Source organism: Sphingobacterium sp. ML3W, from assembly GCF_000747525.1.
GTDB lineage: Bacteria > Bacteroidota > Bacteroidia > Sphingobacteriales > Sphingobacteriaceae > Sphingobacterium.
This window is the reverse complement of the sequence record NZ_CP009278.1, coordinates 2,616,604-2,631,600: the sequence shown is the minus strand read 5'-3', so window position 1 is coordinate 2,631,600 and position 14,997 is coordinate 2,616,604. Positions and strand designations below refer to the sequence as shown.

12 protein-coding genes are annotated in these 14,997 nt (G+C 38.7%); 6 read left to right on the top strand and 6 right to left on the bottom strand.

Translation table 11 applies throughout. From position 1 onward, the window contains the following. Positions 1-4: 4 nt before the first annotated feature. From KO02_RS11155 to KO02_RS11140, 4 genes are all read right to left on the bottom strand, one after another. On the bottom strand, positions 5-1,951 hold the full coding sequence (locus KO02_RS11155; protein ID WP_081918368.1) for a RagB/SusD family nutrient uptake outer membrane protein: 1,947 nt from the start codon (positions 1,949-1,951) through the stop codon (positions 5-7). 43 nt (positions 1,952-1,994) lie between these two features. Then, positions 1,995-5,390 (bottom strand): SusC/RagA family TonB-linked outer membrane protein, encoded by a 3,396-nt coding sequence (locus KO02_RS11150; RefSeq protein WP_081918367.1) that lies wholly within the window; start codon positions 5,388-5,390, stop codon positions 1,995-1,997. Between the two features lie 431 nt (positions 5,391-5,821). Then, on the bottom strand, positions 5,822-6,439 hold the full coding sequence (gene prfH / locus KO02_RS11145) for a peptide chain release factor H (RefSeq protein ID WP_038702547.1): 618 nt from the start codon (positions 6,437-6,439) through the stop codon (positions 5,822-5,824). Between the two features lie 131 nt (positions 6,440-6,570). Further along, on the bottom strand, positions 6,571-6,783 hold the full coding sequence (locus KO02_RS11140) for a hypothetical protein (RefSeq protein WP_038698330.1): 213 nt from the start codon (positions 6,781-6,783) through the stop codon (positions 6,571-6,573). A 410-nt stretch (positions 6,784-7,193) separates the two neighbouring features. Here KO02_RS11140 and KO02_RS11135 point away from each other — a divergent pair, with 410 nt between their 5' ends. From KO02_RS11135 to KO02_RS11125, 3 genes are all read left to right on the top strand, one after another. After that, positions 7,194-7,805, top strand: a complete 612-nt coding sequence (locus KO02_RS11135) for a hypothetical protein (RefSeq protein ID WP_038698328.1) — start codon at positions 7,194-7,196, stop codon at positions 7,803-7,805. Positions 7,806-7,953: 148 nt separating this feature from the next. Next, the gene (locus tag KO02_RS11130) at positions 7,954-8,415 is read left to right on the top strand and encodes a hypothetical protein (protein WP_038698326.1); all 462 of its coding nucleotides are present in this window, start codon (positions 7,954-7,956) and stop codon (positions 8,413-8,415) included. Between the two features lie 72 nt (positions 8,416-8,487). Beyond that, positions 8,488-8,889 (top strand): hypothetical protein, encoded by a 402-nt coding sequence (locus KO02_RS11125; protein ID WP_038698324.1) that lies wholly within the window; start codon positions 8,488-8,490, stop codon positions 8,887-8,889. Between the two features lie 66 nt (positions 8,890-8,955). On the opposite strand, the gene KO02_RS11120 is transcribed toward KO02_RS11125, so the two are convergent. Then, positions 8,956-10,431 carry an MBL fold metallo-hydrolase gene (locus tag KO02_RS11120; protein ID WP_081918366.1) on the bottom strand — a complete coding sequence of 492 codons (1,476 nt, stop codon included), beginning with the start codon at positions 10,429-10,431 and terminating at the stop codon, positions 8,956-8,958. Between the two features lie 419 nt (positions 10,432-10,850). Here KO02_RS11120 and KO02_RS11115 point away from each other — a divergent pair, with 419 nt between their 5' ends. Both KO02_RS11115 and KO02_RS11110 read left to right on the top strand, forming a co-directional pair. After that, the gene (locus tag KO02_RS11115; protein WP_038698322.1) at positions 10,851-11,237 is read left to right on the top strand and encodes a hypothetical protein; all 387 of its coding nucleotides are present in this window, start codon (positions 10,851-10,853) and stop codon (positions 11,235-11,237) included. Positions 11,238-11,311: 74 nt separating this feature from the next. After that, positions 11,312-12,487 carry an IS4 family transposase gene (locus KO02_RS11110; protein WP_038694773.1) on the top strand — a complete coding sequence of 392 codons (1,176 nt, stop codon included), beginning with the start codon at positions 11,312-11,314 and terminating at the stop codon, positions 12,485-12,487. Positions 12,488-12,576: 89 nt separating this feature from the next. On the opposite strand, the gene KO02_RS11105 is transcribed toward KO02_RS11110, so the two are convergent. Beyond that, on the bottom strand, positions 12,577-13,305 hold the full coding sequence (locus tag KO02_RS11105) for a hypothetical protein (RefSeq protein WP_144243310.1): 729 nt from the start codon (positions 13,303-13,305) through the stop codon (positions 12,577-12,579). A 710-nt stretch (positions 13,306-14,015) separates the two neighbouring features. On the opposite strand from KO02_RS11105, the gene KO02_RS11100 reads away from it, so the two are divergent. Further along, the gene (locus KO02_RS11100) at positions 14,016-14,993 is read left to right on the top strand and encodes an AraC family transcriptional regulator (RefSeq protein WP_038698318.1); all 978 of its coding nucleotides are present in this window, start codon (positions 14,016-14,018) and stop codon (positions 14,991-14,993) included. Positions 14,994-14,997: the final 4 nt, after the last annotated feature.

The following is a 14,997-nucleotide window of genomic DNA, read 5'->3' as shown; positions in this document are numbered from 1 at the left end:
CTATCTAATTCCATCCTGGATTTTGTACAAGCGTACTGTTATTCACTTCGTAAAGTTTTATCTGCTGTAGAGGTACTGCATTCAAATAGTCTCTATTCTTTTCTATAAACAATCCGCGGCCTCCTGGGACAAAATCAGCAACTTTAAACCAAGGATTAATCCTTCCATCAGGAAATCGGGCCACGTTACTACTTGGATCGAGTTTAAATTCAGCCAACATATAACCATCCTGACGGATTTGACTATATAAGGCAGAATTGCTTCCTTTATCCAAGGCTATCTGTTCAGGTGTTCTATTATAATAATCCAAATATTCTTCTAGTAAAGCACCCTTCGGCTGGTATCCATTGATTACACGTTCATAAACTGCCCACCTTTTAAGATCATTGAGTCTATATCCCTCTAAAGCCAACTCTACCATTCTTTCTCTTCTTACTTCATTAACTAGAGCAGACTCAGCCCTATCAAAACCATATTGTTCATCGTATTGGACACCAGCTCCTGCACTTATTTTCATTGGAATCATACCTACTCTTGCTCTGATCACATTAACGGTCTTATCTAGATCAATTTGGGAGATTGTACCCAATATCGCTTTAGCCTCAGCCAGAGCCAATAGCGATTCTTCATATCGCATCAAAATATCATCCGTCTCACCCTTTGTAGCTTCCTGAGCAAAGATTGCTCCCTTATAATTACGATATCCAGTAGAAGTATAACCCTCCGTATATGGAGCTTGATGGGCAATAAATGGATATCTAAATGGGTCTCCATCACCACCACGGCCAGGCAACATATTCTGAGGGCCACGATCGGGTGTCCAAACAGTCTGTTTAAAACGTGGGTCTAAAGTATTCCCAAGCTCATTTAAAGAAGCCGTATATGCTAATCCAATCTCTTGGGGTGATCCATCTTTCTTTAGATACACATCAACCAAACGGTTTGTGATTGCATGACCAAAGTCCTTAATTTTAAAAAAGAAATTATGACTATAAGTAAGCTTAGAGGCATCATATACTTTATAAAAGAAAACACCATCGACATTACTAGCATCTTTTTGAGAGAATAACTGATTGTAAGCCATATCTGTATCACCACCCATCGTAAATATACGACTACCGTGACGACTGATCAACAAATTGACCGTTGGCTCAATAAGTTTCAGAAGGTCTACACCATCATTGCCAGTAGCAGCAAATGCAGTACCTTTCTTACTGTGGTAATATTCCCATGTACCTTCAAACAAGGCTACCCGTGCCTTCAAATTAAGCGCTGCTTCCTTATTGAGTCTACCGACCATAGCAGCCTCCCCCTCACCTTTCCAATGCAGTCTGTCTATAGCCGAATCGATATCATTGATAATCTGCTTTGCTACCTCATATCGAGAAGCTCTTGGCTTATATAGTTTATCCGCATCTTGCTCATTAAGCAATTCATTAACGATTGGAACACCTCCAAAATTTTGAAGTAGATTAAAATAATCCCATGCTCTAAAAAAGTATCCTTCACCGATATAATGGTTAGTTCCATCGTTCTTTTCAGCATTTTTATTTGCATGATACAGGAAGTAGTTATCACTTCTAATGGCAGCGTAGCCATTATTCCAGGAGCCATTAGTTTCAGGAGCCGTCGATGCGACACTCCATCTATTCAAACTACCTGTCACGGTAGCTTGCATAATCATTACATCTGTATTAAGATCCAATCCCAAATTACTGTTTCCACCAGAAACAGATCCACTACCGCCCATTGTATTATATTGAGGCGCCAACTTGGAGTAAAGCCCATTGGTATAAATCTGTAAATCTGATGCTGTTTTAAAAAAATTTGTGGAATTTACAGAAGTAAGCGGTTCCCGATTCAAAAAATCTTTGGAACAAGAACCAATCAATATCATAAGCCCAAACATGATGAGCTTCTGATAGCTATTAAATTGTATATGAGATTTCATAGGTCTATTTTAATTTCTAAACGATTTCCTTAATGTACTTCTATTACAGACTTAGGTTCACACCAAGAGAGAAGTAACGTAGCGGTGGATATCCATTTGTACTCGCTGAAAACAATCCACCAAGATTACTAAGCAACTCAGGGTCATATTTAATAAAGGACTTATTGTACAAAAATCCAAGGTTTTCACCACTGAAATAAATATTCGCACGTTTCAATTTCACCTTAGAGATGATTTTTTCAGGTAAATCATATCCAACTGTGATATTTCTAACGCGCAGATGTGCTAAATTCAAGGTATAACTATCCGAAGCCAATGATCTGCTGGTATTTAGAGCGGGGAAAAAAGCATCTTTATTACTAGGAGTCCAGTAGCCTAGTTTAGAACTTTCTTCAAATACAGGCGTGTAGAAATAAGCAGTTCCACCAGAACCAGCACTACTTCCCCACACCCAGTCTGAACTTGTGAATATCTTCCAGTGCATAACCCCTTCCAATACGGCAGAAACGCTGAAATTATTCCAAGAAAATGAAGGAAGAATAGAAAAAGATTTTCGAGGATAATTGAAACCATTTTTCACTTGATCTCCCATACTGTACCAAAATCCACCTGTACCCGACCCGATATATCCATCACCATCTAGATCTTTATACATCAAATATCCAGGATAATTATATTCACCAGTTAGGGTTTTACCATTTAGATCGTTAGTATTATTTGCGATACCATTTCCTTGATACATGTAGTTTTGACCAAATAATTCACCCGGCGTCCAGCTACCACTACGAAGACCAAGTTGATTGGAAGAGTATTTAGTCACATATCCGATATAGTCACTCATATTGAACCTAACATCATACAGAAAAGGTTTTCCAGCCAATTGAATTTTATCATTCCAAGCAATACTTAGTTCCCATCCTCTGGTTTCTGACTCCGAATTGTTCAATTGCGGAGCCGCAGTACCTAATACTGCTGAAATAGGGTCAGCTGGCCCCATCTGATTAATAATCCTACGCTGGTACCATTCATACGAGATATTTAATCTTCTATTCAATGTTGTTACGTCCACACCAACATTCAATACAGTTGGTTTCGCCCATGTCAAAGAGGAACTGACTAAACCTGGTGCACTTGCCACATTGGAGAAATTGCCACCCAAAAGTGTATTTTTATTAACAGAAAAACCAAGAGTTGGCAAATAAGTGTAATAATTACTTGATCCAACAGAGGTCAAGTCACCAGAAGTCGACCAAGATACCCTAGGTTTTAACTCGGATATGACATCCTTCAATGGCCAGAATGACTCTTTAGCTACATTCCAAGCCCCTGATATCGATGGAAAGAACCCCCAACGTGAATCTGGAGAGAAGCGCGAACTCGCATCCTTTCTTCCTGCAAACTTAATCATGTACTTTTGTTGATAGTCATAGCTCGCAACACCATAGTAACCCAATGTTGCCCATTCATACATGTTATCGCTTGCCAGAGGATTATTGGCTGCTCCATTAAGAGATTCAATTACGTCTTGCGCAAACAGATCGGTTTTACTACCCGTAAGAGACTGATAGTTATTTTCCTCAGCTTGCATTCCTACTTGAATCAGCACGTTATGCTTGTCAACAAAATTCCGATTGTATTGTGCACTGAATTTCGCGAATTGATATTTTTGCATTCCGCTACTCTTTGAAATACTGCTAATATTTGCAGATCGATTGTTTTGAATTTTTGTACCATCCGGTAATTCAGTATAAACCACTTTATCTACCTTTGAAAAATTCGAGTTATTAACCCTATAGGTATAATCTCCATTAATCTCAAAATATTTAAACGGTTTGACCGTAGCCCCACCTGTTAACACGATATCATTTCTTTCATTACTGATCGCGCCACCCTCACCCATAATACCTGCAGCACCTAATATCCACGAATAAGCATTACCTGATGGTACACGCAAAGGCGTCGCAAAATATTGCATCATACTACCAAAAATATCTCCGTAATTTGCTAAGGTACTCCCTGATCCAGGGTCAGTAGCAGACCCTGCCCTATAGTTTGGTCCTATATTTTGCTGCGATACATAATTAACATCTGTTCGTAGATCTAACCAATCAGCGGCCTTATAATTCAATTTGGTCTGAAAATTATAGCGTGTATTATTATTGAGGTCACCTTTAAATAAGCCTTTAGTTCCATTATAGCCAAAGCTGGAAAAGTATTGGGCACGGTCTGTACCACCACTTATATTCACATTATGTTGACTACTTACTGCCGACTTATTCAGATAGGCATCATACAGTTTAGTAGTTGCGAAAGACTGTTCTCTAGTCCAGTTTTTAAAACCTGCATTTGTTGTTGGAAACTGACCATTCTCAATATATTGCTGCGCTTTATCTCCAAATTGTGCTCTTAGATCATCAAAGGACGAATGGTTCCAATCTTGTCTAAGCCAAGCTTCCATTCTTTCTATTGTGATAGCATCTACACCATCAGTTCCCGTTCCATTTGGCCAACCGTTCTTTTGAGCCATGTTGATGTATCTCGCCCATTCAGGAGAGGAAGGCTGAGTGGGAAATGTCACTCGTTTACCTACCTTTACATTTCCAGAATAAGTCACCGTCAAATTACCGGCCTTACCACTCTTAGTCGTAATCAATATGATACCATATGGAGCACGAGATCCATAAATAGCAGTAGAAGCCCCATCTTTCAAGATCGATATACTTTCAACATCATTAGGGTTGACATCTTGTATAGGTCTTTCCACACCATCTATTAGTACTAAGGGCGAAGCTGATCCATTGATGGATGTAAATCCACGTATGTTTATGGTAGGGTTGCTCTCTGGAGCACCACTTGGCATCCTGATATTAACACCAGGAGAAAGACCGATTAATCCATCTGTTACGGTACGAATTGGTCTATTTGCCAATTTTTCTCCACTAACTGTTGCTACAGCATCAGTCATACTACTCTTTTTCACTTTACCATAGGCAGTTATCACTACCTCATCTAATTCATGTTGATCTTTACTCATCACAACATTAGCATTAGCTAAATCTTTGGCTGCAAATTCTTTTGTGGAAAAACCCACCCCTGAAAGAACTATAACGCTATTTTTGCGTGCCACTAATAATTCAAAGTTCCCTTGTTTATCTGATTTAGTAACATTTCGAGCACCTTTTTCCGTAACGGTGATTCCTTCGATCGAATGTCCGTTTTCATCCCGAACCTGGGCTTTTACATGATAACTCTGCTGATGACTTAAAAGCATTGATTCGAAAGTAGGATTCAACTTAAAATCCGTTCTGGAATTCAGTGAATAGGCATCATTACATGATAGTACAAGGGCTAGCGAAAGCGCACTTGACATGAATGTAACTCGGACAAATGGGGCAGTAAAGTTCCCGCCCCATTTGTATACGAGAAAATTATTTTTCATATTTGAAAAAAATAAGGTTAATTAAAAATTTTGAACAGTTTTGATTCCTTAGAATGAGGAGATGTTGTCGCATCTCCTTTCTAATTTAAATAATAGTTACTTGATCATACGCTATTTTATTTAAGTTCTTTATAAATCGGTTATTACACTTTCAAGGTTTATTCTTCAATAGAAGATATATGCATCAATAATAATAAAATTTGTTTAAAGTTTACATATATTAAACTTTAAATCTAATATTACTTCAAAAATAGATTTAAAGTTTAGCTTTTATAAATATTTAACATTAAGGAATTGTTATTTTATCTTAAAAATGAAGTTCTGAAAGTCAGAACTAAGTCACACTTATGACCCTCAAAATATCAAGATAATTGATCAAGTTCAATAGTATCTTTCTTGAAAAACATGTACAATAACTTTACATATACTACTCAATCCTTAAACTTCATACCATTGAATATCCGTACCGGATTACCACGCTCTAGTTCAGTATGGTTTTGCCACTGTTGGGCGCTCTGCTGCTGATCCAGGTCCAGTTGTCTTTCCATCAATTTTTGTTGCAACCGTTCCTTAGCTATCTTTCTATTTTGCAACTGCGATCGACTATCCATCGCTACGGTCATGATACCAGTAGGCATGTGCAATGCTCGAACAGCAGAACTGACCTTATTGACATGCTGCCCTCCAGCACCTGAACTACGCATAGTCTGATAAAGAATATCATGATCCGAAAGCGTTACCTGCTTCGTTTCGCAAATTATGAATACTGCAATAAACCAATTCTTTCTTTTATGGTATTTACGGAAAGGGCTTTCACAGATCCAAAGCAAAGAACCCTTCCATGATTGGAGAAATAACTCCAACTCATCTCCACTTAACTTACAAATAGCCGATTTCAATAAACCGTCACCACTCCTATCTTGATTCATTATCGTCACCTCTATCTGCCTAGACATGGCTTCCTTCTGTAAAATATCTAAAACCTTTGTGAGAAAAAACTCACATTCCTTCGGACCTTTTCCCGAACTTAATTGAATATTAATTTCCATAGATTATTATCCTTCCATACGTACAAACTTGGGTCTGAACATCCCCAAAACCTGCACCAATTCTTGTTGTAAATACATTACTTTTTCAATGTCTTTATATGCCATAGGCGATTCATCGATACCGCCACCAATCACCTGTTTACCAAGCTTTCGACGACTTTACCCCAAGTACCGTCGCCCGCAAACTTTGCAGGATCTATTAATACTTCTTTGATTTCAAGCAAGATGGATTCTTTTTTCTCCCGCTTTCGGTAGCGCTGTATCTGCGTCAAACCTATATTAATTGTATTATTTTGTGGAAAGCCTAATTTTATAAGGTCTTTCCCTGAGATTTTACTTCCCATGATTGTTTAATAAAATTGAAAAAAATGTGTTTAGGAAAACACAATAAATACGTTGGAAACTGATCCAACAGATTTCAATTCGGGAAAATTTGCGTGTAAAAAATAGAATAAACAAAAAAGCCCGAATTATCTTCGGGCTTTAAATATATTGATTTGATGTAATCCGTTATATCTGGGCACGAAGAATCACGACTGCAATCGTTGCAGTAATGTTAGTTGATGTTATAGTAACTATAGACATTTTTGTTCTTCGTTTAAAAGGGTTTTTTATTATTTATCGCTACAAATATATATTTTTTTTAATTAATGCCAAAAAATTCTACTTTTTTTTATCAGCCCATTTTCTAATTTTAACCCTATAAATAAATGTGAACATATCGTTGTCGTGGATTGTTATCTAAATAAAAAAGATGAAAAACATCATTCCAACACAAAAAGAAGGAAATAAACTAGACTGTTTTGAAACAGTAGAATTTTCCACCACAGAAATCGCAAGTGAAGCCTTTATAGTAGCATCTCACAATCTCTTAGCGATCAATGATTGGCATCACATCGCCGAATTACCAGCAGCTGTATTCATATTGGTGGATAACAAAGGCAATACGCTCCATCGCCCCTTACAGCTCCATGACTATATCAAGATCGATATCCCAGGGCCAGGCTTACCTCGAACAAAAGGTTATGATTGGGTCAATGTCGTGCATATGGAATCTAAAGATATGAACGAGTTCAAGATATTATCCGTCAGTCTAAAACCTTGTCCAGACCCAACCAACCCAGATAACAAAGAAACGGCACATTTCTTTGAAGGTTTGGCCACCTCAACATTGATCGTCGAACAACGCAATAATAGCCTCTTATTTGAATATGCCGGTCGAAATGAAGTGCTCAATACGGCCAACGACCATATCGTTGACAATGTCCGGAACTTTATGGTTGGATTGGGTGCAGTCATGGGTGCCTCGTACCCCCAATGGAAAGCATTGATAAAAGGCTTTGCCAATGATGTTAGGGAAGAGTAATATTGAAAACTCTCAGATTAGCAGTATGACCATATACCCCTTACCTGTCGAACCTTATTGTAAATTTAGCTATAATTTTCTCTTGTATGAGAATATTTTTATATTTGTCCATAACCTAAAAAAATAAGCGTATTCCAGTAAGAAGTCTATGAAAAATCATTACAAATATCTCGCAGTCTTGATTGCTGTCCTCACTACGACAGCCTGTCAAAAGGAAACCGACGATAACGGTACCATCTATTGCGCACCCATAGAATCCGTAGTAGCTTTTCAGCTATTGGATGAAAGCTCAAATAAGGACCTGTTCTCAATCGATACTGCCAAATACAAACCCCAAGACCTCAAGCTGTATCCCTTCAACTATACAAATAAAAGCGACACCATAGTATTAAAGCGCTTGACGCATGAAAATAACCATATTTTTGTTTTCAGTAACCAGAGTGTGGATCAAAGTAGATTTTTACTCCAAGTGGCCGACCTGCCCATGGATACTTTATCGTACCATGTCATCAAAGAACCTAGCGCCTGCGACCTGCGAAAATTTGTAACAGCTTCCTTTAATGGGCAGCCAGTTACTCCAGAGAACGACTTGCTCATTTTAAAGAAGTAAGCCTTACCAAACTACTGTAACACTTGATATGATTATCGATTGATACTATCTTATAACCACCATAAATCAAACATGAAAATCAACAGTTTCAAAATTTTATTTTCGCTGTTATTGTCAACAGTGATGCTATTTTCTTGCAAAAAGGAAGATGATATCCACATCTCAGACCTTGAGGGTACTTGGAAGATTTCAGAATTGGGTAAAGATGTAAAATACACCTTTAACAATCCTGGTAAAACCGTATTGGTATATGCCCTCCAAACGGAAACCGGAGCCGACACGACCTTGATTCGTAACTATATAGTCAGCAATGACAAACGTATTCTCACCATTTTCGAAGGAGACCGTTACCAAAAGAGCGATGCGCTATACACCGGACAATATTATCTGAAAGAGTTGGCCTCCAAGCAGATGATTTGGGAAAATACCGACAAAGAGCTTAAAGAAGCCGATAAAACATTATTTAAAAAATAATCGACTCAAAAAAACAGCCCAATCTTGCGATTGGGCTGTTTTATGAACGCTAAACACCATTATGCTTTAATCGTTTTTTTCCAATTCTCTTCCTTTCTCCACCCAATCATTGATTCCACCGGAATAATTCAAGATGTTATTGAAGCCATTCTTTTTCAAGATAGAATAGGCAATATTTGCACGTGCACCACTCTGACAATGGATGATAACGGGCTTATCTCGACTTATTTTATCCATATTTTCGGCCAATGATGTGAAGGAGATATTTTCAGCTCCTTTTATATGACCATTCTTAAATTCAGTAGCAGTACGAACATCTACCATCTGTACATCTTTTGAGTCTATCTTTGTTTCAAATTTAACGAGGTCAACCCGATCAGACTTTAGCAGTGCTAGGTCCTGATCATTGACATTACTGATATAACCATATATATTATCAAAGCCAATCCGCATCAATTTTCGTGTCAGGTCTTCTATTTTATCCTCTTCTGCTACCAAAATGAGTTGTTGGTCATAATCAAGCAAACTTCCCAAAAAGGTAGAAAACGAATTTCCCCCTTCGATATGAAGACTTCCAGGTATAAAACCACTTGCAACGATTTCTTTAGGGCGAGTATCGATAATCTGTAATTTGTTGTTGATTGCCCTATCTGCGTCTATTTTTGATAACTTAGGGTGTTTCGGTATTTCGACCAATAATGGGCGATGCACCTTATTGAGGTGTTTCATCGTTGCAAAATACTTTGGCGGCACAGGTTGATCACTTAAAATGTAATCAATAAAACCAGCCTCGTTGTTCACGAACTGCAAAGCATGATTATTCAATTTTTCTTGCTTCAAGGTCGATTGAGGTTCACTGCTCAAACTTTTCCCACAAAATGAACCTGCCCCATGCCCTGGCCATATTTCCGTATCATCTGGCAATTTCATGAAGCGGCCTATAGAAGCAAAAAGCTGTTTTGCACTGGTCTCTTGGGTACCCACCTGACCAGCAGCTTTCTCCAATAAATCTGGACGCCCTACATCACCTACAAAAATAAAATCACCCGTTATGGCTTTTATAGGTGTTAGCGGTGCACTTTGGTCCCTTAATAAAAAGGTTAAGCTCTCAGGCGTATGGCCAGGTGTATGCATCACTTCGAGTGCAAGACTTCCTAATTCGATTTTATCCCCTTCTTTTAAAGGAAGATGCGCAAATTGATATTGCCAGTCTTTACCCCCCATATCCGAAAGGTACAATTTGGCACCAGTAGCAGCAGCCAATTCACGTGAACCACTTAAATAATCGGCATGAATATGTGTTTCGGTAACATGTGTTATGTTAAGCCCTTTATCTTGGGCTATCTCCAAATACGTATCGATATCTCTTTTAGGATCTATAACAATCGCTTCTCTAGTCAATGAGTTGCCAATGATATAACTGGTCTGCGCCAGAGTCTTGTCAAATACACGCTCGAAAATTAGCGATTGTGCTTTTACAGCCCAGGACTGCCCAAATACGAGTAAACCGATTACGCTATTTATTTTAAAAAATGATTTCATATAGTACTAAATTACTTTAAAACAATCGTCTATAGTAGGTTATCAAAACACACCTATCTATTGTCTCACTCCAAATTTAAAAAAAGATGATTCATTTACAGTTTTAATAATGTCATATATATATATCAGCCGGTCATTAAAGCGGCTAAATGCCAGTGTCGATCTGTGCCGCTCTTAAATAACCACACATAGGACCTATTATGAGTTAAACCCATTAAATTAAAAAATTCACTTACACGAGATTTTTCATATATTTGCATCAAAAATAGCCATTTTATTATATTTATGAAGGGACATCATTTTGTGCGTTGTTTAGTCTTACTATTCATTACGCAAATCTCCTGCAACAAGGTTGAAACGATACCTTTTGAGGACACTACTGTTACTCGAAATTAATATTAATCACATTTCTAATTCTTATGTTTTTCCAACCTATTAACTACATCCGTCGTACTGTACTTTTTTACAGCTCAATTTTCATTATTCTCTTCTTTACTTTACAGGGCTGTAGTAAGAAAGAGCATATCAAACTTGTTGATTCAACACCTATTTCAGTAGAAATTGGAGGATACAAAAACCTAAAAAAAAACGAAGTTACATTTACAAGTAAACTAACTTATCTGAACGATGAAAAAGTTGTTGATTTTGGATGGGTTATTAAGGACCTCTACCCTGATGAGTCACATAAAGAAACTACAAATGAAACTATTGTCAGCATGGGCAACACCCCAAAAGTAGGAACATTAGAATATGTTTACAAACCTAAAAGTGCATTTGAATTAGGTAAGCATTCAGTAGCGTCCTAAACGTTGAAAAAAGTGGCGGTGTTTTGCTATAGCAAAGTTGCTATATTTAAATCGTCAAATTTTAACACACCGCCATGGTAAATTTAAACGTTTTTAGTCAGATTTTATCACTTATCGACCGCGAATTATTCAAGGTTTTGGTTGCTAAGCACAAGAGTGACAAACATTGTAAAGGGATCAACAGCTGGACGCATCTTGCTAGCATGTTGTTTTGCCATTTTTCTTCTGCAGATTCAGTTCGTGATATCAGTAATGGCTTACGTAGTACGACTGGTAATTTGAACCATTTAGGTGTTGGTAGAGCACCCAGCAAGTCCAATATTTCCTATATCAACAAGCACCGCACCCATGAACTCTTTAAAGATCTGTACTTTTCGCTATTAGATAAGCTATGGCAAAAGGATACCCATTTGCGCAAAGATCTAACGCAATTAAAGCGCAAGGTTTATCTGATGGATGCCAGTATCATCCCTTTATGTTTATCTGTATTTGACTGGGCTAAATTTAGAAGCACCAAAGGTGCTGTAAAACTGCACACTGTGCTGGATTATGATGGATGTCTTCCTGTTTTCATGCAGATTACAGACGGGAAAGTTCATGAAAGCCAGCGTGCGGGTAGCTATAGTTTTTCCAAAGGAAGCGTTGTAGTGGTGGATAGAGGTTATGTGGATTACAACTGGCTCGGGGATTTGGACAGCAGAGGTTGTTATTTTGTTACCAGGAGTAAAACTAACATGAAGTACAACGTTATCAAGTCATACCAGAGTGAAGCACTCCTTGAAAAGGGAATCATTAAAGATGAGATCATTGAGCTTTCTGGTCCATCAGCAGATAGATACAACTCTAAACCATTACGCTTGATTCACTTTTGGGACAGCAGCACAGACAACCAGTACCACTTTCTGACAAATAATATCCAATGGAAGGCATCACTAGTAGCTAACATTTATAAACAGCGATGGCAGATCGAGATTTTCTTCAAGCATCTGAAGCAACGCTTAAAAATATCATCTTTTGTGGGTACTTCTGAAAATGCGGTCATGATCCAAATATGGACTTCGTTGATTGGAATATTACTGCTCAAATACCTTCAGAAGAAGGCTAAATACGATTGGAATCTGTCTAACTTGGTCGGGTTTATCAGGATGAATATATTCGTGAAAATAAATATATGGCAATGGATAGATGATCCTTTTATCAGGCCACCAGTTAAGGGTAAAAATGGACAGCTACAGATATTCTCAGACTAAAAAATAGGGTCAAAATTGAAATTATCTAAAAATAGATACTGTTTCAAGGGAAACACGCGCCTAAAATTTATTTAGGACGGAAGTGGTATTTAATAATAAAAAGAATAGTTTTTACGATCAAAACTTCCGACCTTATTATTCAACGGTAACTTCAGGATAGCCTCCGGATCAACACTGCCATGCTGATTCCCCTGTTTTCCTTCTGGTTTTGTAAAAGCATCCATCCGATGCAAATAGCCCCAACACTCCCATTTCCAAGGTGCCGTTCGCAATTCCGATTCCAAAAAAGTATACAGTAACTGCGTGCTGCGCTGGATATAATCCGACCGAGACTCTGATCGGTCAGGAGCGATGCGCTCCCCCATCCTAACCCGTATATCCGGATGTCGAACATCATGAGTAAAAGAAAAAATAGGCACTTGCAACAGGTAGCTGATCAATCCTATCCCCCGTCGTACACGTAAGGCATCATTAAAAAAATCGACTTCTATTTTATCGGCCGCTGCCGCATGCGCACCGCTATTGCCATCGGCAAATACCAGCATATGCTTGCCTTGCTTGAAGGTCGAACGCATCTGTAAGAGCACAGCTGGGTCATCACTCATCAAAAATCGGTACTGTTGCCCTTGCGTATCCAGTTGTGCCTTCATCTCTGTAAAATAAGAGCACTGTGCTTCGTACACCTTACTGTCCAGTAAGATATCAAAGTGTAGCCCCGCTTCGGCCAATTTTATTGGAAGCTGACCATGTAAGCCCAGGTGGTACAAGCACAGCAAACTCGGTTTTTCCAGCAGCAGGTGCATCCCAGCTGGCATCATAAAGGATTGCGTAGTTACCAGCGGTTTGGGTCGATGGTGCAGTTGCCACTTTTGAAATAAACCGGGGTGTTCAGACCAAGGTATCTCGGGCATGTAGAGGTATATATGTGCGGAGAACAACGCATATGCCCAATCATTTAGATTATGACCACTCATTTTTTATCATATTATAGGGTATAAAAAGGGAGCAGCCTCCAGTCTTGTAGGCGGTTAAAGCCATAAAAACTTGAAACTACTCCTGAAAGGTATTGAGGCTGCCGAATTAAACCATAGTCAAAATTGGACAGCGGTCTTCCGACCAAAACTCCAGGGATAATAGTTGGATGAGCTGCTCGCGCGCTACTACATTCACCTGTTCCACTGTACAATTCGTGTCTATTAAAAACTGTTTATTACAAATTTCCATTTCTTATGGTATCAAAAAAATAAATAAAAAACCATCTTTTAGGTTGTACATTCCTATTGACAGTCAGAACTACTACTGTTGTTGCAACAAGCACAAAACTGTCAATCAATTATCAGATTAAGAAAAATAACCGCACACGACCCTATTTAGTGCATCAATGCTTTAAAATAGGCTCCAAAAATCTTGCGCCATAAATAAGCATTTCACGCCATAAAACCAGCTGTGTGCGCCATTTTTTGCTTAAAAGCTATGAAATACCTAACATCAAGGATTTTATCGATAAAAAGCTAACAACAAGCCTCTTATGAGAAAAACAATTCAAGCTAACCAACCTGCAGGAGCCACAGAAGTGCAGCATCCGCAGGAACGCGTGACCTACCCCATGTGCCATGGAGAAACCCATTATTGGGAATGTGGAGACAACCGCTATGCCGAACAATCCTTTGATGGGAGGTACACTTACATCTACTATTATGAATTCTGGATCCATAAGCCGATGACACTATCCTTCAGTTCGCTGGCACCCGACCTCCACCTCTGTTACCCTTTAAAATGCGAAAGCGATCACTTTTTTCTGAGCGAAAATGACAGCGAGCATCAGATCAAATTTCAACATGAGCTGGCCTTTTACCTGTATCTACCCACCATTGCAATTGCCTTAGTACTACCCGTGGGTCACCACATCATCATGGGTCTTACTTTAGATGCAGGCTTATTTCGTCCAAATCGTGAACGTGTATTTGACTTTGTCATGCCCTTGGTATTGGCCAAGCGAGCAGGGCATACCGCTATCATGCAAAGTATAACATTTAAGTTTGGCCCATTGACACACGGCGAAATACACAACCTCTTCCGTCAGATCAGCCCGAAAGATATGGCCAACGAGCACCTATTGATCCATCATCAGATCTATATGATCAGCTTATCTCGCTTCAAGATCATGAAGGAAACTACAAAAATCGATATTGTTGAAAATGCACGGGATTACCTACAGCTCACAGTGAGCAAGTTTGGCGCACAAACACGCATCAGCGATATTGCAAAGAGTCTAAAAGTGAATCCAGATAAATTGGGTAGGCTACACCAGGAATACCACCAATGCAGCCTGCAAAAATACCGCAACGAATTGTTACTCGAGCGCATTATCAGCCTACTGGATGCCTACCCCAATCAATTTGCCGTATTAGCCGAAAAACTAAACTTTACAGGTCATACCGAGCTCAACCGTTTTTTTCGAAGGATGACCGGTCATTCACTCAGTCAGTACAAAAATCAATCCTGAGCAA